Origin of the sequence: Streptomyces sp. MMBL 11-1, from assembly GCF_028622875.1 — a bacterium.
Taxonomy (GTDB): Bacteria; Actinomycetota; Actinomycetes; order Streptomycetales; family Streptomycetaceae; genus Streptomyces.
The window spans coordinates 2,969,852-2,991,989 of record NZ_CP117709.1 but is presented as its reverse complement, the minus strand read 5'-3'; the positions used below and the strand labels follow the sequence as shown (position 1 = coordinate 2,991,989).

The window sequence follows — 22,138 nt, the reverse complement described above, 5'->3', positions numbered from 1 at the left end:
CCATGACCCAGCCGCCCCAGCCACCGCAGCAGCCGCCCAACGAGCCTCCGAACACGCCCCCGGCACCGCCCGCCGGTCCGCCTTCCGGCGGGTTCGGCGCTCCGCAGGACCCGCCGCCGGGAGGGTTCGGCCAGCCGACCCCGCCGCCCGCCGACCCCTTCGGCAAGCAGCAGCAGCCGCCGCAGCCCGCCGCCCCGCAGGACGCGCCCGCCGGGGGCTACGGCACCCCGCCCCCGCCGGCGGGCGGCTACCCCACCCCGCCCGCGCCGCAGCCCAACGGGTACGGCTACCCCCAGGCCCCGCAGCAGGGTTACGGCTACCCGCAGGGGCCCGCCGGACAGCCCGGACAGCCCGGGATGCCGCAGCAGGGTTACGGCTACCCGACCCAGCCGATGCAGCCGCAGTACGGGGCCCCGCAGCCGGACGGCAACGGCGGCAAGAAGTTCTCCACCCAGATGCAGATCATCGTCGCCGCGGCCGTCGCCGTGGTGCTGATCATCGGCGGCGGGCTCATCTACGCCTCCACCGGCGACGACAAGAGCGGCACGGACGAGGCCTCCTCGTCCGGCGCCACCGGTGGCGAGGCCAAGGGCGGCGAGGGCGGCCTGGCCGGCGGCGAGGAGAAGGCACCCGCCAACACCAAGTCCAAGGTCGCCTTCCAGTTCCCGGAGCCGGTGGTCACCGACATCACCACGGTCGCGGGCTCCTGGGTCACCGACAAGGCGTACGTCAAGTCCGGCATCGCCGAGATCACCGGCTACGACCGGGACAAGGGCACCAAGCTCTGGTCCTTCCCGCTGGCCGGCGAGATCTGCGGCGTGTCCCGCCACACGAGCGAGGACCACAAGGCGGCCATCCTCTTCCAGGAGGCGAAGGCGACCAAGGAGAACAAGTACCCGTCGTGCAACCAGGTCGGCGCGATCGACCTGAACGCCGGCAAGCTCCTGTGGAGCAAGAGCGTCACCTCCGCCACCGGCGGCGACAAGCCGATCCGCTTCGACGAGGTCACGCTCAGCGGGACCACGGTCGCCGCGGGCGGAACCTCCGGCGGCGCGGCCTTCAAGCTGGCCGACGGCGCCGAGCTCTGGAAGCCGAAGGTCGGCGCGGACGGCTGCTACGACCGCGGCTACGCGGGAGGCGAGGCCCTCGCCGTGGTCCGCAGGTGCGGCACCTCCGACAGCCCGCAGCTCACCGTGCAGGCGCTGAACCCGACGACCGGCGCGCCGCTGTCCTCGTACCAGATGCCCGCGGGCGTCGACTACGCGAGCATCGTCTCCACCAAGCCGCTGGTGGTCGCGGCTGACGTCGGCGACACCGCCGGCGACGGCAGCAGCATCTCCGACTTCTTCTCGATCGACGCGGCGACCGGCAAGCTGATCGTCCGCATTCCCGCCGACGCGGACAAGTACGCGGCACGCTGCGGCTCCACCGACGTCGAGCAGTGCAAGCACATCGCCGTCGGCAACAATCGGCTCTACCTGCCGACCGAGAGGCACGACGGAACCAGCGAGTACGGCGACACGAACGAGGTCGTCGCGTTCGACCTGGCCACCGGAAAGCTCCTCGGCGGCCGGGCGGACGCGGGCGACCGCCACACCCTGACCCCGCTCCGGATGGACGGCACCAGCATCATCGCCTACAAGGAGGGCCCGTACGACAAGGGCGGCCAGGTCGTCTCCATCGACGGCGAGACCTTCGAGCAGACCCTGCTGATGGAGAACCCGAGCGACGAGACCGTCCGGGAGGCGGAGAAGCGGTTCTCCATCGACTCGGCCGAACTCCTCTACACCGACGGGCGGTTCTACATGGCGGCCAAGTCGGCCCACAAGCCGAGCACCGTCAACCCCGACGAGAAGCGCTACCTCGTCGTCGCCTACCGCGCCGACTGATCACCGCGCTCCCCGGGAGCGTCCCGCAGCGCCAGGCCCCGCCGGTCGATCACCTCACCGGCGGGGCCGACTGTTCTCCGCCCGTGAAGGGAACGCGCCAGACCGGCCAACGGGACCTGAACGCAGGTCAACGAGGGCCGGACGAACCAGAATTCGGCATTCCGGGGGGCTTCTCCCACGTAAGGGCCGCGCGGCGTCGGACAAGCGTGTAGCTTGCCGGGGCAGGAGTCCGGGGGGCCGGGCGCGCAGGGGCTTTTGGGGGTGGGAACCGTGGGCGTGCGGCTCATGGTGGTCGACGATCACCGGCTGCTCGCCGAGGCACTCGCCTCGGCGCTGAAACTGCGCGGGCACCGGGTGCTCGCGGCGGCGGCGCCGACGTCCGGGGCGGCGGAACTGGTGGTCGGCCGGGCTCCGGAGGTCTGCCTGTTCGGTACGGCATCGCCCGCCGCCCCCGGGGTCTTCGACCCGATCACGCGCATCGGCCAGGAGCGCCCGCAGGTGGCGGTGGTGGTCCTCGGCCCGGTGCCCAGCCCGCGCGGGATCGCCGCGGCGTTCGCCGCCGGGGCCGCCGGGTACGTCCGGCACGACGAGCGCATCGAAGGCGTCGAGCGGGCCATGCTCAAGGCGCGGGCGGGGGAGAGCGCCGTCGCCCCGCAGCTGCTGCGGGGGGCCTTCGCCGAGCTGCTCAACCCGGCCGCCCAGCCCGATGACGAGGGGCGGCGGCTGCTGCGGATGCTCACCCCGCGCGAGGCGGAGGTGCTGGTGCGGGTCGCCGAGGGCGAGGGCACCCGGCTGATCGCGGCCGGCCTGGACATCGCCCCGAGCACCGCCCGTACCCATGTCCAGCGGGTCCTGATGAAGCTGGGGGTCGGCTCCCGCCTGGAGGCGGCCGCCCTCGCGGCCCGTACGGGACTGCTGGAGAGGGCCGCGGACCACGGCGGCACGCCGCGGGAGCCGTACATCCCCGGACAGCGCGGGTGACGTACGGCCCCTGCGGGGCACGGCGGACGAGCGGCGGGCGGGTCAGCCCGTGCCGGACTCCCGCTCCGGGGCCGGGCCCGTCTCCGGGGCCGCCGGGGCCTCGGCCGGGCGCAGCTTCATCCAGATGAGGAAGAACAGGCCGAGCGCCAGCATGGCGAGGCCCGTCCACAGGTTGATGTGGACGCCCTCGGCCTTCTTCAGGTCGGCCTCGGACGGGCTGATGCCGGCGATGGTGACGATCACTCCGTAGACCACGAACAGGCCGCCGATGATCCGCCGGATGTCGAAGAGTCGGGCGGCGGTCGCGGACTTGCGCTCCAGCTCGGAGACTTCCTTGTGCAGGTCGGACATGGTGAGTTCCTCCGATCAGAACGAGTACGGGATGTAGCACGCGGCGGCGAGGACGACCGCGCCCCAGCCGAGCAGCGCGGGCTTGCGGTACCAGGCGCCGTCGGCCTCGTCGAGCGCCTCGTCGGGGTCCGGCGATTCGGTCCCGTACACCAGACCGGCCAGTTCCGCTTCGGGCTTCGGCGCGGTGAAGAGGGTGACGGCGACCATGACGACGGCTCCGGCGACGAATCCGACGATCGCGGAGACGAAGTTGGCGCCCTGGTCGGACGGGATGTCGATGATCCCGCCTTTGTAGATCCAGAAGTAGTTGACCATCGCGGCCGCGGTGCCCGCGACCAGGCCCCAGACACCGGACTTCATCGAGGCCCGCTTCCAGAACATGCCGATGATGAAGACGACGAACATCGGCACGTTGAAGAACGAGAACAGCGTCTGGAGGTAGCTCATGATGTTCGAGAAGCTGGCGGCGATGAACGCCGTGCCGATCGAGGCCAGCACACCGATCGCCGTGATCAGCCGCCCGAAGCGCAGGTAGTAGGCGTCGGGCCTGTCCTTCACCACGTACCGCTGCCAGATGTCGGTGGTGAACACCGTGTTGAACGAGGACACGTTGGCCGCCATGCCCGCCATGAAAGCGGCGAGCAGACCCGTCACCGCGATGCCGAGCACCCCGTTGGGCAGCAGCTCCTGCATCAGCAGGGGGATCGCGTCGTTGTAGGTCAGGTCGGAGTCCGGCGTGCCGATCTTCGGCACGATCACGGCGGCGACCAGGCCGGGGATCATCACCGCGAAGACGATGAAGATCTTCGGGAAGGCGGCGATCAGCGGGGTGCGCTTGGCGGCGGAGAGGTTCTTCGCGGACAGGGCGCGCTGCACCTCGGCGAAGTTCGTCGTCCAGTAGCCGAAGGACAGCACGAAGCCGAGCCCCAGGATGATCGTCAGCCAGTTGGCGCCCAGCGGGTTGGCGTCACCGATGCCGGTTCCGCCCCAGGCGGTCATGAAGTCCCCGCCGTGCTGCTTCGTCAGCGAGTCGCTCATCGCGTCCCAGCCGCCGACCCGCTTCAGGCCGAGGACGGTGAGGGGGATCAGCGCGGCGAGGATGACGAAGAACTGGAGCACCTCGTTGTAGATCGCCGAGGAAAGTCCGCCGATCGTGATGTAGACGAGCACGAACAGGCCCGCGACGACGATCGCGACCCACTGCGGCCAGCCGAGGAGCGCCTCCACGACGATCGACAGGGCGTAGAGGTTGACGCCCGCGATGAGGATGGCCGCGAACGCGAAGAGCGCGGAGCTCAGCAGGTGCGCCGACCTGTCGAACCGCTGGAGCAGGAACTCCGGCACGGAGCGGACCTTGGAGCGGTAGTAGAACGGCATCATCACCAGGCCGAGGAAGACCATGGCCGGGATCGCGCCGATCCAGTACCAGTGCACCACCGCGACGCCGTACTGCGCGCCGGTGGCCGCCATGCCGAGGATCTCGGTGGCGCCGAGGTTCGCCGCGACGAAGGCGAGCCCGGTCACCCAGGCGGGCAGTGACCGTCCGGAGAGGAAGAAGTCGAGGCTCGTCCTCACACTGGCACGGGCCGCGAAGCCGATGCCGAGTACGACGACGAAGTAGATCGCCAGGATGGCGTAGTCGAGCCCGTTCGTGGGGAGCCGGAGCCCTTCGGCCAGTGTCTGCATGGGGGGTACTCGCTTCGTTGCGCGAACTGAACCCGTCGGAACCTACGCCTCCGTGTTCGAGAAATGAACACTTCCGTTGGGGTTCTTTGTTCGATCGTGATCGAGCGTGGGGGAATGTCCCGGTATGCCGCTTACCGTGCCGCCGTGCCGCCCGGTCTACCCCTCGGCGCCCGTCGGTCTGCCCCTCGGACCTCTCGACCATTGACGCGAGTGTGCGCTTGTGATTTGTTATGTGCGATTATGTTGAGTGATCTGGTGGAGGATCTGGTGAAGAAGACGGTTACGACCCTCGCCGACGGCCGTGAGCTGATCTACTACGACTCCGCCGACGACACCGTCCGCGACGCCGTCGACGAGCGCCCGCTGGATCCCGTCTCGACCTCGTCCGAGATCCGCCGCGATCCGCTGCTCGGCGACGCGGTCGCCATCGCCTCGCACCGCCAGGCCCGCACCTACCACCCGCCGGCCGACGCCTGCCCGCTCTGCCCCACGCGCGACGGACGCGTCGGCGAGATCCCCGACAGCGACTACGACGTCGCCGTCTTCGAGAACCGCTTCCCCTCCCTCGCCGGCGACTCCGGCCGCTGCGAGGTCGTCTGCTTCACCTCCGACCACGACGCGTCCTTCGCCGACCTCACCGAGGAGCAGGCCGCCCTCGTCCTCGCCGCCTGGACCGACCGCACCGCCGAACTCGCCGCACTCGACCAGGTCACCCAGGTCTTCTGCTTCGAGAACCGCGGTGCCGAGATCGGTGTCACCCTCGGCCACCCGCACGGCCAGATCTACGGCTATCCCTTCGTCACCCCGCGCACCGAGCTGATGCTCCGCTCGGCCGCCCGCCACCGCGAGGAGACCGGCCGCAACCTGTTCGACGAGGTGGTCGCCCGCGAGGAGAAGGACGGCTCGCGCGTCGTCCTCGCCACCGACCACTGGACCGCCTTCGTCCCGTACGCGGCGCACTGGCCCTACGAGGTCCACCTCCACCCCCGCCACCGCGTCCCCGACCTGCGGGAACTGGGCGAGGACGCGCGGGCGGAATTCCCCCGCGTCTATCTGGAACTCCTGAGGCGCTTCGACCGGATCTTCGGCCCCGGTGAGCCGCCGACCCCGTACATCTCCGCCTGGCACCAGGCGCCGTTCGGGGTCCCCGGACGGGAGGACTTCGCCCTGCACCTGGAGCTTTTCACCATTCGCCGGACCTCCGGCAAGCTGAAGTTCCTCGCGGGCTCCGAGTCCGGCATGAGCGTGTTCATCAACGACGTGCCGCCGGAAGCCGCGGCCCAGCGACTGCGAGAGGTAGCGAGCAAGTGAGCAACCCCCGGAACGTGAGCAACCCCCCGAACGTGAGCACCCCTCCGAAGAAGTACCTGGTCACCGGCGGCGCCGGTTACGTCGGGAGCGTCGTCGCCCAGCACCTGCTGGAGGCCGGGCACACGGTGACCGTCCTCGACGACCTCTCCACCGGGTTCCGCGTGGGCGTCCCGGCCGGCGCCGCGTTCATCGAGGGCCGCGTCCAGGACGCCGCCCGCCACCTGGACCCCTCCTACGACGGCGTCCTGCACTTCGCCGCCTTCTCCCAGGTCGGCGAGTCCGTCGTCGACCCGGAGAAGTACTGGGTCAACAACGTGGGCGGCACCACCGCCCTGCTCGCCGCGATGCGCGAGCACGGTGTGCGCACCCTCGTCTTCTCCTCCACGGCCGCCACCTACGGCGAGCCGGTCTCCAGCCCCATCACCGAGGCCGACCCCACCGCCCCCACCAGCCCCTACGGCGCGTCCAAACTCGCCGTCGACCACATGATCAGCGGCGAGGCCACCGCCCACGGCCTGGCCGCCGTTTCGCTGCGCTACTTCAACGTCGCCGGGGCGTACGGCAGTTGCGGCGAACGCCACGCCCCCGAGTCCCACCTCATCCCGCTTGTCCTCCAAGTGGCGCTGGGACAGCGCGAGTCGATCTCCGTGTACGGCGACGACTACCCCACCCCCGACGGCACCTGCGTCCGCGACTACATCCACGTCGCCGACCTCGCCGACGCCCACCTGCTGGCCCTGCGGGCCGCCGCCCCCGGCGAGCACCTGATCTGCAACCTCGGCAACGGCAACGGCTTCTCGGTCCGCGAGGTCATCGAGACCGTCCGCGAGGTCACCGGCCACCCCGTTCCCGAGACCGCCGCCCCCCGCCGAGGCGGGGACCCGGCCGTCCTCGTCGCCTCCGCCGCCACCGCCGTGGAGCGGCTCGGCTGGCAGCCCTCCCGCACCGACCTGGCCGGAATCATCGCCGACGCCTGGCGGTTCGCCCGCCGAGAGGACACCACCACCCCATGACCGAGTCCACCGAGACCACCGAGGCGCACGGGACCGACTCCGACCCCGCCGCCACCTTCGCCGAGCTGTACGGGGGCGAACCCGACGGCATCTGGGCGGCACCCGGACGAGTGAACCTCATAGGCGAGTACACCGACTTCAACGACGGCTTCGTCATGCCGCTCGCCCTCCCGCACACCGCCCGCGCGGCCGTCTCCCGCCGCGATGACGGCGTGCTGCGCCTGTACTCCTCCGACGCGCCCGGCGGCGTCGTTTCCCTCCGTGTCGACGAACTCGCCCCGCACTCCGGCCACGGCTGGGCCGCCTACCCCGCCGGGGTGCTCTGGGCGCTGCGCGAGGCCGGGCACCCGGTCACCGGGGCGGACATCGCGCTGACCTCCACCGTGCCCACGGGCGCCGGGCTCTCCTCCTCCGCCGCCCTCGAAGTCGTCACCGCGCTGGCCCTGAACGACCTCTTCCACCTCGGCCTCACCGGGCCCGAACTCGCCGTCGTCGGCCGCCGCGCCGAGAACGACTTCGTCGGCGTGCCCTGCGGGATCATGGACCAGATGGCCTCGGCCTGCTGCACCGAGGGCCACGCGCTCCACCTGGACACCCGCGACCTCTCCCTGCGTCAGGTCCCCTTCGACCTGGCCCCCCAGGGGCTGACGCTGCTGGTCGTCGACACCCGGGTCAAGCACGCCCTGGGCGACGGCGCGTACGCGGAGCGCCGGGCCGGCTGCGAGGAGGGCGCCCGGCTGCTCGGCCTGCCGATGCTCCGCGACCTCCCGTACGCCGGTCTCGACGCGGCGCTCACCACCCTCGCCGATGCCGGGGCGGACGAGTCCGTGATCCGTTACGTACGCCATGTCGTCGGCGACAACCGCCGGGTCGAGCAGGTCATCGGGTTGCTCGACGCGGGTGACGTCCGGGCCGCGGGCCCCGTCCTCACCGAGGGCCACCGCTCGCTCCGCGACGATCTGCGGGTCTCCTGCCCCGAGTTGGACCTGGTGGTCGAGGCGGCGAACGCGGCCGGGGCGCTCGGTGCGCGGATGACCGGCGGCGGCTTCGGCGGCTCGGCGGTCGTCCTGGTGGAGGAGGCGGCGGCCGGCACGGTGGCCAAGGCCGTCAGCGAGGCGTTCGCGGCGGCCGGACACGCGGCCCCGGGGATCTTCGACGCCATCCCTTCCGCAGGGGCCCGCCGACTGCGGTGACCCCCGGGGGCACCGCGCTCACAGCTCCTTGACCAGGATGAACTCGGTGACGCCCGGCGGGTAGTCCGTGACCCGTCCGATCTCCTCGTACCCCTGCCCGCGGTAGAAGCCGGGGGCCTGGAAGTCCCAGGTCTCCAGCCGCGAGCGGGTGCAGGCGCGCTCGGTGCGGGCGGTCCGTTCGGCCTCGGCGAGCAGGCGCGCGCCGAGGCCGGAGCCCCGGTGCGGGGCGTCGACCCAGAGCAGGTCGACGTGCAGCCAGTACGCCCAGGTCCGCCCGGTCAGCCCACCGGCCAGGGCCCCGAGCTCGTCCAACGCCCAGACCTCCAGCGGCACTTCGTGCTCGGCGGGGGTGGAGAGCAGTGCACGCAGGCCGGCCGCGGCCGCGATGTTGTCCTCGTGCAGACGCCCGCTCAGCAGAATGCGACGTTCTCTGTCCACTTCTGTCTCAAGACGGAACATGAAGCACACCCTAAACACCGAGGGCAACCAGTTCGGCGAATCGGCTTCCCCTCGTGGCCCCCGCCCGTACGCTGATGCTCAGCACCGGTGGGGGCCGGTGCCGATTCAGGGGAGCGAGAGAGCCGGGTACGGCGCCCGGGGGCGGGGCGGCAGGCAGTGCGAAGGCGGCGGCCGGAGCACAGCGGGCCGCGCCGAGGCCTCCGGGCGCCGTACCCGCAGCTGTCCGCCCCCACCGATGGGGGTTCTGTGCCGCGTATCCGGGTCCTGGTGGTCGACGACCACCGCATCTTCGCCGAGTCGCTCGCGGCCGCCCTCGCGGCCGAACCGGACGTGGACGTGTCCGCGGCGGGCAGTGGCCCGGCCGCGCTGCGCGCCCTGGAGCGCGCTGCCGCCGAGGGGCGGGACTACGACGTGCTGCTGGTGGACGCCGAGCTGGGCGTCCTGGCGGCCGGTGCCGCGCAGGCCGTCCCCGTGCCCCAGCAGCAGGAGACGGGCGTCCTCGACGGCATCTCCCTGGTCGCCGGGGTCAGTTCGGGCCGGCCCGCCGTGCGGTCGGTGGTGCTCGCCGAGAAGGACGACCCGCGGACCGCCGCACGGGCGCTCCAGGCGGGCGCCTCGGGCTGGGTGGCCAAGGACTGCTCGCTGCAACGGCTGCTGGCGGTGGTACGGGGCGTGCTGCGCGACGAGACACATCTGCCGCCCGCGCTGCTCACGGGCGTACTGCGGGAGTTGACCGCCGCCCGCAAGCACCGCACCGAGAGCGAGCGGCTGGTGGAGTCGCTGACGCCGCGGGAGCGGGAGGTGCTGCGCTGCATGGTGGCGGGGCTGGGCCGCAAGGCGGTCGCCGAGAGGCTGTTCCTGTCCCCGCACACGGTGCGCACCCATATGCAGAACGTGCTGGGCAAGCTCGGGGTGCACTCGACCCTGGCCGCGGTGGCGCTGGCCCGCAGGGCGGGGGTCGGCCCCGCCGAGCACCCTCTAGGGGATGTTGTCGAACGGGGCGGTCAACTGGCGCAGTAGCCCGGCCAGTTCGCCACGCTGGTGGCGGGAGAGCTCGCCGAGGATGGCGCGCTCCTGGTCGAGCAGTCCGGCCAGCGACTGGTCGGCCTTGTCGCGCCCCTCGGCCGTGAGCCGGACGAGGACGCCGCGCCGGTCGCTCGGGTCGGGCAGCCGCTCGACGAGGTTCTTCTTGGTCAGACGGTCGATGCGGTTGGTCATCGTGCCCGAGGTGACCAGGGTCTGGGTGAGCAGCTGTCCGGGGGAGAGCTGGTAGGGGGAGCCGGCCCGGCGCAGCGACGTCAGCACGTCGAACTCCCACGGCTCCAGGTTGTGCTCGGAGAAGGCTATGCGGCGGGCCCGGTCGAGGTGGCGTGCCAGGCGGGAGACGCGACTGAGCACCTCGAGTGGTTCCACGTCGAGGTCGGGGCGCTCTCGGCGCCATGCAGCGACCAGTCGGTCGACCTCGTCCTCCATGCCGATCAGTGTAAAGGGTCCCTCGACATGAAGTCTCTTGAATTCAAGTGTCTTGACATCAAGAGATGTGTGGCGTGATCCTGTTCCGCATGACCGCACCCGACCGGCCCTCCTGGGACCCGCAGCAGTACCTGCGTCACGCGGACCACCGGACCCGCCCCTTCCACGACCTCCTGGCCCGCATCGGCGACCTCCCCGGCCACCCCGCACCCCGCATCGCCGACCTCGGCTGCGGCGCGGGCAACGTCACCGCCCTCCTCGCGGACCGCTGGCCGGCCGCCCGGATCACCGGCTACGACACCTCGCGCGAGATGCTCGCCGAAGCCGCCGCCCACGCCCGGCCGCCCCTGCTCGACTTCGCCGAGGCCGACGCCGCGACCTGGACGCCCACCGAGACGTACGGCCTGGTCGTCTCCACCTCCGCACTCCAGTGGATCCCCGGCCACGCCGAACACTTCCCCCGCTGGCTCGACGCCCTCGCCCCCGGCGGCACCCTCGCCTTCCAGGTCCCCGGCAACTACACCGCCCCCAGCCACACCCTCCTGGCGGGCCTCCGTGAATCCGACCGATGGCGACCCCTGCTCCACGGCGTCGGCGACCGCACCGCCTCGGTCCTGGAACCCACCGACTACCTCACCCGGCTGCGGGACCTGGGCTGCGCGGCGGACGTCTGGGAGACCACCTACCTCCAGACCCTGCGCGGCGACGACGCGGTCCTCGACTGGGTCAAGGGCACCGCCCTGCGCCCCGTCCTCACCGCCCTCGCCGACGCCCCCGACGCCCGCGACGCGTTCCTCACCGAATACCGCGACCTGCTCCGCTCGGCCTACCCGCCCGGCCCGTACGGCACGGTCTTCCCGTTCCGCCGCATCTTCGCCGTCGCCCGCAAGGAGAAGTGACGACCGCCGCTGCCGGCCTCGCCGCCGTCACCGCCGCTTCTACGCCCAGGACACGGTGGGCAACCGGCTGGAGTTCCTGGAGCCGGAGCGCACCGGGGCATGACGCCTGCAGACCACCCTACGGCGGGAGATCCGCACCCGTCATCACAACGAGTGACGAAGTGCGGACAGCTCTGAAGGTCAGTTCTTCCGGTGCCCTATGAGCCGAGGCTTCGCCTCCAGGTTCTCCAGCCCGTGCCAGCACAGATTCACCAGATGGGCGGCCACCTCGGACTTCTTCGGCTTGCGCACGTCCAGCCACCACTGGCCCGTCAGCGCCACCATCCCCACCAGCGCCTGCGCGTACAGCGGGGCCAGCTTCGGATCGAAACCCCGGGCCTTGAACTCCAGGCCCAGGATGTCCTCCACCTGCGTGGCGATGTCACTGATCAGCGACGCGAACGTCCCCGTCGACTGGGCCACCGGCGAATCCCGCACCAGGATCCGGAAACCGTCCGTGTACGACTCGATGTAGTCCAGCAGCGCGAACGCCGCCTGCTCCAGCAGCTCGCGCGGATGGCCCGCGGTCAGCGCCCCCGTCACCATGTCCAGAAGCTGACGCATCTCGCGGTCGACCACCACGGCGTACAGACCCTCCTTGCCGCCGAAGTGCTCGTACACCACCGGCTTGGAGACCCCGGCACGCGCCGCGATCTCCTCGACCGACGTGCCCTCGAAGCCCTTGTCGGCGAACAGGGCGCGCCCGATGTCCAGCAGCTGCTCGCGGCGCTCCTTACCCGTCATCCGGACCCGCCGGGCCCGCCGGGAAGGGGAGGTCCGGCTCTTCTCGCTGCTCGTGCTGCCGTCGGTCGCCACGTCGTCAATCATGCCGCGTCGGCCGGTACGGACGTGCGCCGGGAGTCGATACGCCCGGCATCCGGCCACCGCACGTCCGTGGCCCAGCCCAGCTTCTCGAACCAGCGGATCAGCCGGGCGCTGGAGTCGATCTGTCCCTTCATCACACCGTGCCGGGCGCTCGTCGGATCCGCGTGGTGCAGGTTGTGCCACGACTCGCCGCACGACAGCACCGCCAGCCACCACACGTTCCCCGACCGGTCACGGGACTTGAAGGGCCGCTTGCCCACCGCGTGACAGATCGAGTTGATCGACCACGTCACATGGTGCAACAGCGCCACCCGCACCAGCGAACCCCAGAAGAACGCCGTCGCCGCACCCCACCACGACATCGTCACCAGACCGCCGACCAGCGGCGGAATCGCCAGCGAGAGGACCGTGAAGGAGAGGAAGTGCCGCGAGATGGACCGGATCGCCGGGTCCTTGATCAGGTCAGGGGCGTACTTCTGCTGCGGCGCCTGCTCCTCGTCGAACATCCACGCGATGTGCGCCCACCACAGCCCCTTCATCAGGGCCGGCAGGCTCTCCCCGAACCGCCACGGCGAATGCGGATCACCCTCCGCGTCCGAGAACCGGTGATGCTTGCGGTGATCGGCCACCCACCGCACCAGCGGCCCCTCCACCGCCAGCGAGCCCATCACGGCCAGCGCGATCCGCAACGGCCGCTTCGCCTTGAACGAACCGTGCGTGAAATACCGGTGGAAACCGATCGTGATCCCGTGACAGCCGATGAAGTACATCGCCACCAGCAACCCCACGTCCAGCCAGCTCACCCCCCGGCCCCACGCCAGCGGCACCGCCACGACCAGAGCCGCGAACGGCACCACGATGAACGCCAGCAACGCGAACTGCTCGACCGACCGCTTGTTGTCGCCGCCCAGCGTGCCGGGGGGCAGCGAGGCCTCGGCCGCTCCGGGCGGCTCGGTCTCGTCGATCACACGGGGAGTGCTCGGCATGGGGAAATACCTCGGAGGGTGAGAGGAGGAGACTCGGACGGCCCTGGCTACGGTTCCGTAACCTACGGCTTGGTAAGTATGGCAGTGACGGGGCCCACAACACGAGAAGCCGCTCCCACCCGTCCCACGCGGTAGCCCGCCCGACCCCGGGGTAAGGGGAAGAAGGTGTCACGCGACGACCGCGACCCCCGCCGGGGCAGCGGACACGCCGCCTGCGACGACACCTATCCTGAGAGGGTCGGACAGCGCGGTCCGCACCCGCTCGTCGGGGCGTGGCGACAGCACCGCTGCCAGCCGCAGGGCCCCGGACCCCGCCACCCGCCCCCACCACCACCCACATGGGGACGGCGAAGCGAACGCACCTCCTCATTCACTGCAAGGAGCCGCACACTGTGAGCAGTGCCGACCAGACCCCTGCCGCCAGCCCCGCGCTGCGCGCCGACATCCGCCGCCTCGGCGACCTCCTCGGCGAGACCCTCGTACGCCAGGAGGGCCAGGAGCTCCTCGACCTCGTCGAACGGGTCCGCGCCCTGACCCGCACCGACGGCGAAGCCGCCGCCGAGCTCCTCGGCGACACGGACCTGGAGACCGCCGCACAGCTCGTGCGCGCCTTCTCCACCTACTTCCACCTCGCCAACGTCACCGAGCAGGTCCACCGCGCCCACGAGATGCGCGAACGCCGCTCGGCCGAGGGCGGCCTGCTGGCCCGCACCGCCGACCGCCTCAAGGACGCCGACCCCGAGCACCTCCGCGAGACGGTCAAGAACCTCAACGTCCGGCCCGTCTTCACCGCACACCCCACCGAGGCCGCCCGCCGCTCGGTCCTCAACAAGCTCCGCCGCATCGGAGCCCTCCTGGAGACCCCGGTCATCGAGGCCGACCGCCGCCGGCTGGACCTCCGCCTCGCCGAGAACATCGACCTCATCTGGCAGACCGACGAACTCCGCGTCGTCCGCCCGGAACCCGCCGACGAGGCCCGCAACGCCATCTACTACCTCGACGAACTCCACGCGGGCGCCGTCGGGGACGTCCTGGAGGACCTCGCCGCCGAGCTGGAGCGCGTCGGCGTCGAACTGCCCGCCGGCACCCGCCCCCTCACCTTCGGCACCTGGATCGGCGGCGACCGCGACGGCAACCCCAACGTGACCCCGTCCGTCACCTGGGACGTCCTGATCCTCCAGCACGAACACGGCATCACCGACGCCCTGGAGATGATCGACCACCTCCGCGGCCTCCTCTCCAACTCCATCCGCTACGCCGGAGCCACCGAGGAACTCCTCACCTCCCTCCAGGCCGACCTGGAACGCCTCCCCGGCATCAGCCCCCGCTACAAGCGGCTGAACGCCGAGGAGCCCTACCGCCTCAAGGCCACCTGCATCCGCCAGAAGCTCGTCAACACCCGCGAGCGCCTCGCCGAAGGCACCCCCCACCGCCCCGGCTGCGACTACCTCGGCACCGCCGAACTCATCGCCGACCTGGAACTCATCCAGGCCTCCCTGCGCGCGCACAAGGGCGGCCTCTTCGCCGACGGCCGGATGGACCGCACCATCCGCACCCTCGGCGCCTTCGGCCTCCAGCTCGCCACCATGGACGTACGCGAACACGCCGATGCCCACCACCACGCCCTCGGCCAGCTCTTCGACCGGCTCGGCGAGGAGTCCTGGCGCTACACCGACATGCCCCGCGACTACCGGCAGAAGCTCCTCGCCAAGGAACTCCGCTCCCGCCGGCCGCTCGCCCCCACCCCGGCCCCGCTCGACGCCGCCGGCGAGAAGACCCTCGGCGTCTTCCACACCATCAAGCAGGCCTTCGAACGCTTCGGCCCCGAAGTCATCGAGTCCTACATCATCTCGATGTGCCAGGGCGCCGACGACGTCTTCGCCGCCGCCGTCCTCGCCCGCGAAGCCGGCCTCATCGACCTCCACGCCGGCTGGGCCAAGATCGGCATCGTCCCGCTCCTGGAGACCACCGACGAGCTCAAGGCCGCCGACGTCATCCTCGACGCCATGCTCGCCGACCCCTCCTACCGCCGCCTCGTATCACTCCGCGGCGACGTCCAGGAGGTCATGCTCGGCTACAGCGACTCCTCCAAGTTCGGCGGCATCACCACCTCCCAGTGGGAGATCCACCGCGCCCAGCGACGCCTCCGCGACGTCGCCCACCGCTACGGCGTACGCCTGCGCCTCTTCCACGGCCGCGGCGGCACCGTCGGCCGCGGCGGCGGCCCCTCCCACGACGCCATCCTCGCCCAGCCCTGGGGCACCCTGGAGGGCGAGATCAAGGTGACCGAGCAGGGCGAGGTCATCTCCGACAAGTACCTCATCCCCGCCCTCGCCCGCGAGAACCTGGAACTGACCGTCGCGGCCACCCTCCAGGCCTCCGCCCTCCACACCGCGCCCCGCCAGTCCGACGAAGCCCTCGCCCGCTGGGACGCGGCCATGGACACCGTCTCCGACGCCGCCCACAGCGCCTACCGCAAGCTCGTCGAGGACCCCGACCTCCCCGCCTACTTCCTCGCCTCCACCCCGGTGGACCAGCTCGCCGACCTGCACCTGGGCTCACGGCCCTCCCGCCGCCCCGGCTCCGGCGTCTCCCTCGACGGCCTGCGCGCCATCCCGTGGGTCTTCGGCTGGACCCAGTCCCGCCAGATCGTCCCCGGCTGGTACGGCGTCGGCTCCGGCCTCAAGGCCCTGCGCGAAGCCGGACTCGACACCGTCCTCGACGAGATGCACGAGCACTGGCACTTCTTCCGGAACTTCCTCTCCAACGTGGAGATGACGCTCGCCAAGACCGACCTGCGCATCGCCCGGCACTACGTCGACACGCTCGTCCCCGACGAACTGAAGCACGTCTTCGACGCCATCGAGGCCGAGCACGCGCTCACCGTCAGAGAAGTCCTCAAGGTCACCGGCTCCACCGAACTGCTCGGCACCAGCCCGGTGCTCCAGCAGACCTTCGCCATCCGCGACGCCTACCTGGACCCGATCTCCTACCTCCAGGTCTCACTGCTGGCCCGCCAGCGCCAGGCCGCCGAGCGCGGCGAGGAACCCGACCCGCTGCTCGCCCGCGCCCTGCTGCTCACCGTCAACGGCGTCGCGGCAGGACTCCGCAACACCGGCTGACCGGACCCACGCCGGAACGGGGCGGCCCTGCTACAGCGCGACGAACGTCGCCACCAGCAGGGCCGCCCCCGCCGTACCGGCACCCCACGCCGTCCGCGACATCCGCAGCCCGCCGCCGATCACGAACGCGGCCAGCACCATCGCCCCGCCCAACGGCATCCACGCATGCAGAAAGCCCGGCACCCCCGTGCGGACCACCGCATCGGAGCCGGGCTTCACCACCACGGGGAAACGATCCCCCTCCCGCGCCGCGACGGACCGGTCCACGCTCACCCGCGAACGCTCCCGCGACACCGCGTCCGGCTCGAACGAACCGGTGCACTTCTCCTCGCCGCACCCCGTCACCGTCACGGTGCCGTGGTCACGGCCCTTGGCCAGAACGATGTGGTGCGCCGTGTTCCACGACGACCACGCACCCGCGACCAGCAGCACCAGGACCACCAGCCCCATGGCCGCCCGACGGCCCGCGAGCGCCGCACGCTGGGAAGAGCTCCGCTTCATGGGGGCCGATCCTTGGCCAGACCCCCACCCGCGGTCAACCTGTGGCCGAAAAACGCCCCACCAGCACCAGGAATGTCAGGAGTTGTACGCGGCGGACGACACGGCGACCATGGCCGGGGCCCAGGAGTTGTACGCGGCGGAAGACACGGCGACCGAGGCCGGGACTCAGGAGTTGTACGCGCTCTGCGCCCGCTCCAGACCCTCCGCCAGCAGACACTCCACCGCGTCCGCCGACCTGTCCACCAGGAACGCCAGCTCCTTGCGCTCGGCCGACGAGAAGTCCTTCAGCACGAAATCCGCGACCTGCATCCGACCCGGCGGCCGCCCGATCCCGAACCGCACCCGGTGATAGTCCGGGCCCATCGCCTTCGTCATCGACTTCAGCCCGTTGTGCCCGTTGTCACCGCCGCCCAGCTTCAGCCGCAGCATCCCGTAATCGACGTCCAGCTCGTCATGGACCGCCACGACGTGATCCGTCGGCACCTTGTAGAAGTCCCGCAGCGCCGTCACCGGCCCGCCCGACAGATTCATGTACGACATCGGCTTCACCAGGATCACCCGACGGCTCGCCGGACCCGGCGGACCCACCCGCCCCTCCACGACCTGCGCCTGCGCCTTCTGCGCCCGCTTGAACTTCCCGCCGATCCGCTCCGCCAGCAGATCGGCGACCATGAACCCGACGTTGTGCCGGTTCGCCGCGTAGTCGGGACCGGGATTGCCCAGGCCCACGATGAGCCAGGGGTCGGTGGCGTCGGACATCAGCGCTCGGTCTCCTCGCACGCAGGGGGATGGCAGGCAAACGGGGCGGTGGCTCCCGGAAAGGGAACCACCACCCCGTCAGTCAAGCAGGTGGAACAAGTGATGCAGGTGGAACAGATGATGCGGGTAGAACAGGTGATGCGGGTGGAACAGGTGATGCGGGTGGAACGGTGAGCGACGAGGCTCAGGCCTCGGAGGCCTCGCCGGCCGCGTCCGCGGACGGCTCCTCGGCCTGCGCGGCGACGACCTGGATCACGATGGCGTCCTCGTCACCGGCGAGCACGGAGCCCTTGGGCAGCGCGATGTCCTTCGCCTGGATCGAGTCACCGGCGTCCAGACCCGCGACGGAGACCGTCACGGACTCGGGGATGTGGGTGGCCTCGGCCTCGACGAGCAGCGTGTTCTGGACGAACTCCAGCAGGTTGGCACCCGGCGCCAGGTCGCCCTCGGTGTGCACCGCGATCTCGACCTCGACCTTCTCGCCGCGCTTCACGGTCAGCAGGTCGACGTGCTCGATGGTGCCCTTGAGGGGGTGACGCTGGACGGCCTTCGGGATGACCAGCGCGTCCTTGCCGTCGATCTCCAGACCGATCAGCACGTTGGCCGTGCGCAGCGCGAGCAGCAGCTCGTGGCCCGGCAGGGTGACGTGGACGGGCTCGGCACCGTGGCCGTAGACGACACCGGGAACGCGGTCGGCACGACGGACACGGCGGGCGGCGCCCTTGCCGAACTCGGTACGGACCTCGCTGGCGAGCTTGATCTCGGCCATGTTGCACTCCTCGTCAGGTACGGAGAGCCGCCGGGGGTGACGGATCTCGAACGGTCACCCGGCCCACGACAGGCCTGCTACGAAGAGCGCGTCGATAACGGACCGCCGTACACACAGGTACGGCCTCCCTCGCCGAGCAACTCGCTGAGTCTACCCGGCGGGGAGGCCGTACCCCAAAGTGGATCACCCCAGGGTGATCGTCACTGCTGTCAGCCCTGCTCCTCGAAGAGGCTCGTCACCGAACCGTCCTCGAACACCTCACGCACCGCACGCGCGATCGTCGGCGCGATCGAGAGCACCGTGATCTTGTCCAGCTCCAGCTCACCCGGCGTCGGCAGCGTGTCCGTGAACACGAACTCGCTCACCTTCGAGTTCTTCAGCCGGTCCGCCGCCGGACCCGACAGCACCCCGTGCGTCGCCGTCACGATGACGTCCTCCGCACCGTGCGCGAACAGCGCGTCCGCCGCGGCGCAGATCGTGCCACCGGTGTCGATCATGTCGTCGACCAGCACACAGACCCGGCCCTCGACGTTGCCCACGACCTCGTGGACCGAGACCTGGTTCGGCACGTCCTTGTCGCGGCGCTTGTGCACGATCGCCAGGGGCGCGTCCAGCCGGTCGCACCAGCGGTCGGCGACCCGCACCCGGCCCGCGTCCGGCGACACGATCGTCAGCTTGGAACGGTCGACCTTCGCGCCCACGTAGTCCGCCAGGATCGGCAGCGCGAACAGGTGGTCCACCGGGCCGTCGAAGAAGCCCTGGATCTGGTCCGTGTGCAGATCGACCGTGAGGATCCGGTCCGCACCCGCCGTCTTCATCAGGTCCGCCACCATGCGCGCCGAGATCGGCTCACGGCCGCGGTGCTTCTTGTCCTGCCGGGCGTAGCCGTAGAACGGCACGATCACCGTGATGGAGCGGGCCGAAGCGCGCTTCAGCGCGTCCAGCATGATCAACTGCTCCATGATCCACTTGTTGATCGGAGCCGTGTGGCTCTGGATCAGGAAGCAGTCCGCGCCACGTGCCGACTCCTGGAAGCGCACGTAGATCTCACCGTTGGCGAAATCGAAGGCCTTCGTCGGCACGAGACCGACTCCCAGCTGATGGGCGACCTCCTCGGCAAGCTCGGGGTGGGCGCGGCCGGAGAAGAGCATCAGTTTCTTCTCGCCGGTCGTCTTGATCCCGGTCACAGCACAGTCTCCTCAGACGTGTATCTGGCGCCGCACGCATAGGTCCCGATGTGCAACGAGCCAGCCGAAATGGGTGAGCATCTATCACGGTACGCCGTCACCGGCGCACCTGTTTCCGGTCAGCTTTGCCCGTCGGTCTCCCGCGACGACGCCTGAGCGGCCTGCGCGGCCGCGCTGCCCGGCCGCTTCCGGGCCACCCAACCCTCGATATTCCGCTGCTGGCCCCGCGCCACGGCCAGCGAACCGGCAGGCACGTCCTTGGTGATGACCGACCCGGCGGCGGTGTAGACGCCGTCCCCGACCGTGACGGGCGCCACAAACATATTGTCCGAACCGGTACGGCAGTGGGAGCCGATCGTCGTGTGGTGCTTGGCGACGCCGTCGTAGTTCACGAAGACGCTCGCCGCACCGATGTTGGTGTGGTCGCCGATCGTCGCGTCACCGACGTAACTCAGATGCGGGACCTTCGTCTCCTCCCCGATCGTCGCGTTCTTCATCTCCACGTACGTACCGGCCTTGGCCTTCGTCCCCAGCCGCGTGCCCGGCCGCAGATAGGCGTACGGGCCGACCAGCGCCCCCGCCCCGACCTCGGCCGACAGCGTCACGGAGTTGTCCACCCGGGCCCCGGCACCGACGACGGTGTCCTCGATCCGCGAGTTCGGCCCCACCTCGCTGTCCTCCGCGAGGTGCGTGGTCCCCAGCAGCTGCGTCCCCGGGTGCACGACCGCGTCCCGCTCGTACGTCACCGTCGCGTCGATCAGCGTGGACGACGGGTCCACCACGGTCACGCCCGCGAGCATCGCCCGCTCCAGCAGCCGCTCGTTCAGCAGCCGGCGCGCCTCGGCCAGCTGGAGCCGGTTGTTGATGCCGAGGATCTCCCGGTGGTCACCCGCCACCGACGCCCCGACCCGGTGCCCGGCCTCGCGCAGGATGGACAGCACGTCGGTGAGGTACTCCTCGCCCTGGCTGTTGTCGGTGCGCACCTTGCCCAGAGCCTCGGCCAACAGCCGCCCGTCGAACGCGAACACCCCGGAGTTGATCTCCCGGATCGCCCGCTGCTCCTCGGTGGCGTCCTTGTGCTCGACGATCTCGGTGACCGCGCCGATGGCGGGGTCGCGCACGATGCGCCCGTAGCCGGTGGAGTCGGGGACCTCGGCGCTCAGGACGGTGACCGCGTTGGCGTCGGCGGCGTGGGTGGCGGCGAGCGCGCCGAGCGTCCCGCCGGACAGCAGGGGGGTGTCGCCGCAGACGACGATCACGGTGCCCTCGACGGCGCCGCCCAGTTCTTCGAGACCCATGCGGACGGCGTGCCCGGTCCCGTTCTGCTCGGCCTGGAAGGCGGTGCGCACGGGGGCGTCGCCGGCGTTGAGGTGCGCGGTGACCTGCTCGCTGGCATGGCCGACGACCACGACGAGGTGCTGGGGGTCCAGCTCACGGGCGGCGGCGACGACATGTCCGACGAGCGAGCGCCCGGAGATCTCGTGCAGGACCTTGGGTGTCTTCGACTTCATGCGGGTGCCCTCACCCGCTGCGAGGACGACGACGGCTGCCGGGCTGGTTGCGCTCACGGATGTGCCCTTCGGCTTCGGGTGGTGGTCATCCGCAGGATACCGGGGGTGTTTCCGGGTGAAACGGGGGCGGGCCCCGACCGGTGTGGTCGGGGCCCGCAGGCGTGCTCCCGGGGAAGGAATCGAACCCTCATTCAATGGACCAAAACCATTTGTCCTGCCATTAGACGACCCGGGATAGTATCGCCACTTATGTCCGATTCTCTTGATCGGCTCGTTTTGCAGCCCCTACTATGCCGTACCAAGAGCCTTCGATGCGACGGTACAGGTCGGCACCTTTTAGGACACGCACAGAAAGGCAGCCTCGGTAGTTGTCGCCGATGTTCTTGCGGTTCGTCTTCGGGGAGTGCGTCTTGAGAGACGTCTTGCCGAACGCTGAAGGGGCGGCGCCCGTAAGGGCGATCCAGTACTGCTCGGCTGCTGTGATGTCTGCGGTCTCATGGATGTGGACATGGAAGCGCAGGTGTTCCAGGGGTACGCCCAGAAGGCGGAGCCAGGAGAGGAAGACCTCGATCATGCCGGGGTCACTGTTGACGAAGGTGACCCGCTCCTGAGGGCGGTACGGCTTGGACTTTGAGCCCTCTGCCCAGTAGAGGGCGACGCCCACCAGGAACAGCTCACGCTCGCTCATCGCGCCAACCTCCTTCGAAGCGTTGCGTTTTGCCTCCCGGCGCTCCGCGTCCCGCTGCTGGAGAGTGGCTTCCCAGCCACGCCGTGCGATGGCGGAGGCCTCCTCCCGGGTCCGCTTGCGCTCCGGCTTCGGCAGATCCCGCACCCACAGCGAGATGGACCCTTTGGAGCACCCCAGCTCCACCTGGATCTGGTCGTACGTCATCCCCTGGAGCCGCAATTCCCGGGCCTTCGCCCGTACGTCGTCCTTGGCGGGGGGCCGCTTCGTCCATTCCGGAGCCGGCTCACCCTCCAGGAGCCGGTTGAGGATGTCGTTGTTGTCGACGTGGAGCCGGTCGCGGATCTGGCGGCGGCTGAGCCCCTCCCGGCGCAGCGCCACCGCCCGCTCGCGCAGGCCCTCGAAGTCGGCGTACTTGTTTGTGGTTTTCGTCATACGGAGATCGTCGTCCGGAATGCGAACGTCCGGGTCGAAAGCGCGGTCGATTCGCCATTTCAGG

At 70.5% G+C, this 22,138-nt stretch carries 20 protein-coding genes and 1 tRNA gene; 8 read left to right on the top strand and 13 right to left on the bottom strand.

The window, feature by feature from the left end:
* The first annotated feature begins 2 nt into the window (after positions 1 to 2).
* Positions 3 to 1,889, top strand: coding sequence for an outer membrane protein assembly factor BamB family protein (locus PSQ21_RS12810; RefSeq protein ID WP_274030623.1), 1,887 nt, complete (start codon positions 3 to 5; stop codon positions 1,887 to 1,889).
* A gap of 270 nt (positions 1,890 to 2,159) precedes the next feature.
* Positions 2,160 to 2,870 carry a helix-turn-helix transcriptional regulator gene (locus tag PSQ21_RS12805; RefSeq protein WP_274030622.1) on the top strand — a complete coding sequence of 237 codons (711 nt, stop codon included), beginning with the start codon at positions 2,160 to 2,162 and terminating at the stop codon, positions 2,868 to 2,870.
* Positions 2,871 to 2,912: 42 nt separating this feature from the next.
* On the opposite strand, the gene PSQ21_RS12800 is transcribed toward PSQ21_RS12805, so the two are convergent.
* Positions 2,913 to 3,221 carry a hypothetical protein gene (locus PSQ21_RS12800; protein WP_274030620.1) on the bottom strand — a complete coding sequence of 103 codons (309 nt, stop codon included), beginning with the start codon at positions 3,219 to 3,221 and terminating at the stop codon, positions 2,913 to 2,915.
* 15 nt (positions 3,222 to 3,236) lie between these two features.
* Complete coding sequence (locus tag PSQ21_RS12795) at positions 3,237 to 4,907, bottom strand: sodium:solute symporter family protein (RefSeq protein WP_274030619.1); 1,671 nt, start codon at positions 4,905 to 4,907, stop codon at positions 3,237 to 3,239.
* 267 nt (positions 4,908 to 5,174) lie between these two features.
* On the opposite strand from PSQ21_RS12795, the gene galT reads away from it, so the two are divergent.
* The 3 genes from galT to galK are packed head-to-tail and all read left to right on the top strand — an operon-like array spanning position 5,175 to position 8,424.
* Positions 5,175 to 6,218: a galactose-1-phosphate uridylyltransferase gene (galT, locus tag PSQ21_RS12790; RefSeq protein WP_274030617.1), complete on the top strand. Its 1,044-nt coding sequence runs from the start codon at positions 5,175 to 5,177 to the stop codon at positions 6,216 to 6,218.
* A gap of 32 nt (positions 6,219 to 6,250) precedes the next feature.
* On the top strand, positions 6,251 to 7,231 hold the full coding sequence (gene galE, locus PSQ21_RS12785) for a UDP-glucose 4-epimerase GalE (protein WP_274030616.1): 981 nt from the start codon (positions 6,251 to 6,253) through the stop codon (positions 7,229 to 7,231).
* Positions 7,228 to 8,424 (top strand): galactokinase, encoded by a 1,197-nt coding sequence (gene galK, locus PSQ21_RS12780; RefSeq protein WP_274030615.1) that lies wholly within the window; start codon positions 7,228 to 7,230, stop codon positions 8,422 to 8,424. The genes galE and galK overlap by 4 nt, the downstream gene beginning before the upstream one ends.
* An 18-nt stretch (positions 8,425 to 8,442) precedes the next feature.
* Here galK and PSQ21_RS12775 read toward each other — a convergent pair whose 3' ends face one another.
* A complete protein-coding gene (locus tag PSQ21_RS12775; RefSeq protein ID WP_274030613.1) occupies positions 8,443 to 8,883 on the bottom strand; it encodes a GNAT family N-acetyltransferase in 441 nt (146 codons plus the stop codon).
* A gap of 246 nt (positions 8,884 to 9,129) precedes the next feature.
* Here PSQ21_RS12775 and PSQ21_RS12770 point away from each other — a divergent pair, with 246 nt between their 5' ends.
* Positions 9,130 to 9,903: a response regulator transcription factor gene (locus tag PSQ21_RS12770; RefSeq protein WP_274030612.1), complete on the top strand. Its 774-nt coding sequence runs from the start codon at positions 9,130 to 9,132 to the stop codon at positions 9,901 to 9,903.
* Here PSQ21_RS12770 and PSQ21_RS12765 read toward each other — a convergent pair.
* Positions 9,862 to 10,356, bottom strand: coding sequence for a MarR family winged helix-turn-helix transcriptional regulator (locus PSQ21_RS12765; RefSeq protein WP_097869741.1), 495 nt, complete (start codon positions 10,354 to 10,356; stop codon positions 9,862 to 9,864). The two genes, PSQ21_RS12770 and PSQ21_RS12765, sit on opposite strands and share 42 nt — an antisense overlap.
* An 89-nt stretch (positions 10,357 to 10,445) precedes the next feature.
* Here PSQ21_RS12765 and PSQ21_RS12760 point away from each other — a divergent pair, with 89 nt between their 5' ends.
* Entirely contained in the window at positions 10,446 to 11,255 is an 810-nt protein-coding gene (locus PSQ21_RS12760; protein WP_274030611.1) for a trans-aconitate 2-methyltransferase, read from the top strand.
* A gap of 180 nt (positions 11,256 to 11,435) precedes the next feature.
* Here PSQ21_RS12760 and PSQ21_RS12755 read toward each other — a convergent pair whose 3' ends face one another.
* Together PSQ21_RS12755 and PSQ21_RS12750 are read right to left on the bottom strand one after the other, a co-directional pair.
* The gene (locus tag PSQ21_RS12755; protein ID WP_274030610.1) at positions 11,436 to 12,122 is read right to left on the bottom strand and encodes a TetR/AcrR family transcriptional regulator; all 687 of its coding nucleotides are present in this window, start codon (positions 12,120 to 12,122) and stop codon (positions 11,436 to 11,438) included.
* A complete protein-coding gene (locus PSQ21_RS12750; RefSeq protein WP_274030609.1) occupies positions 12,119 to 13,105 on the bottom strand; it encodes an acyl-CoA desaturase in 987 nt (328 codons plus the stop codon). The genes PSQ21_RS12755 and PSQ21_RS12750 overlap by 4 nt, the downstream gene beginning before the upstream one ends.
* Positions 13,106 to 13,497: 392 nt before the next feature.
* On the opposite strand from PSQ21_RS12750, the gene ppc reads away from it, so the two are divergent.
* Entirely contained in the window at positions 13,498 to 16,227 is a 2,730-nt protein-coding gene (gene ppc / locus PSQ21_RS12745; protein ID WP_274030608.1) for a phosphoenolpyruvate carboxylase, read from the top strand.
* A gap of 30 nt (positions 16,228 to 16,257) precedes the next feature.
* Here the strand turns inward: ppc and PSQ21_RS12740 are convergent, their stop codons facing one another.
* From PSQ21_RS12740 to PSQ21_RS12710, 7 genes are all read right to left on the bottom strand, one after another.
* Positions 16,258 to 16,728, bottom strand: a complete 471-nt coding sequence (locus tag PSQ21_RS12740; protein WP_274030607.1) for a hypothetical protein — start codon at positions 16,726 to 16,728, stop codon at positions 16,258 to 16,260.
* 165 nt (positions 16,729 to 16,893) lie between these two features.
* Entirely contained in the window at positions 16,894 to 17,487 is a 594-nt protein-coding gene (pth, locus tag PSQ21_RS12735; protein ID WP_274030606.1) for an aminoacyl-tRNA hydrolase, read from the bottom strand.
* 184 nt (positions 17,488 to 17,671) lie between these two features.
* Positions 17,672 to 18,256, bottom strand: a complete 585-nt coding sequence (locus tag PSQ21_RS12730) for a 50S ribosomal protein L25/general stress protein Ctc (RefSeq protein WP_274030605.1) — start codon at positions 18,254 to 18,256, stop codon at positions 17,672 to 17,674.
* Positions 18,257 to 18,465: 209 nt separating this feature from the next.
* Positions 18,466 to 19,443, bottom strand: coding sequence for a ribose-phosphate diphosphokinase (locus tag PSQ21_RS12725; protein ID WP_003968592.1), 978 nt, complete (start codon positions 19,441 to 19,443; stop codon positions 18,466 to 18,468).
* Between the two features lie 119 nt (positions 19,444 to 19,562).
* Positions 19,563 to 21,011, bottom strand: coding sequence for a bifunctional UDP-N-acetylglucosamine diphosphorylase/glucosamine-1-phosphate N-acetyltransferase GlmU (gene glmU / locus PSQ21_RS12720; protein ID WP_274030604.1), 1,449 nt, complete (start codon positions 21,009 to 21,011; stop codon positions 19,563 to 19,565).
* Between the two features lie 107 nt (positions 21,012 to 21,118).
* Positions 21,119 to 21,189 (bottom strand) — tRNA-Gln (locus tag PSQ21_RS12715).
* A 12-nt stretch (positions 21,190 to 21,201) separates the two neighbouring features.
* Positions 21,202 to 22,074 (bottom strand): hypothetical protein, encoded by an 873-nt coding sequence (locus tag PSQ21_RS12710; RefSeq protein WP_274030603.1) that lies wholly within the window; start codon positions 22,072 to 22,074, stop codon positions 21,202 to 21,204.
* Positions 22,075 to 22,138: the final 64 nt, after the last annotated feature.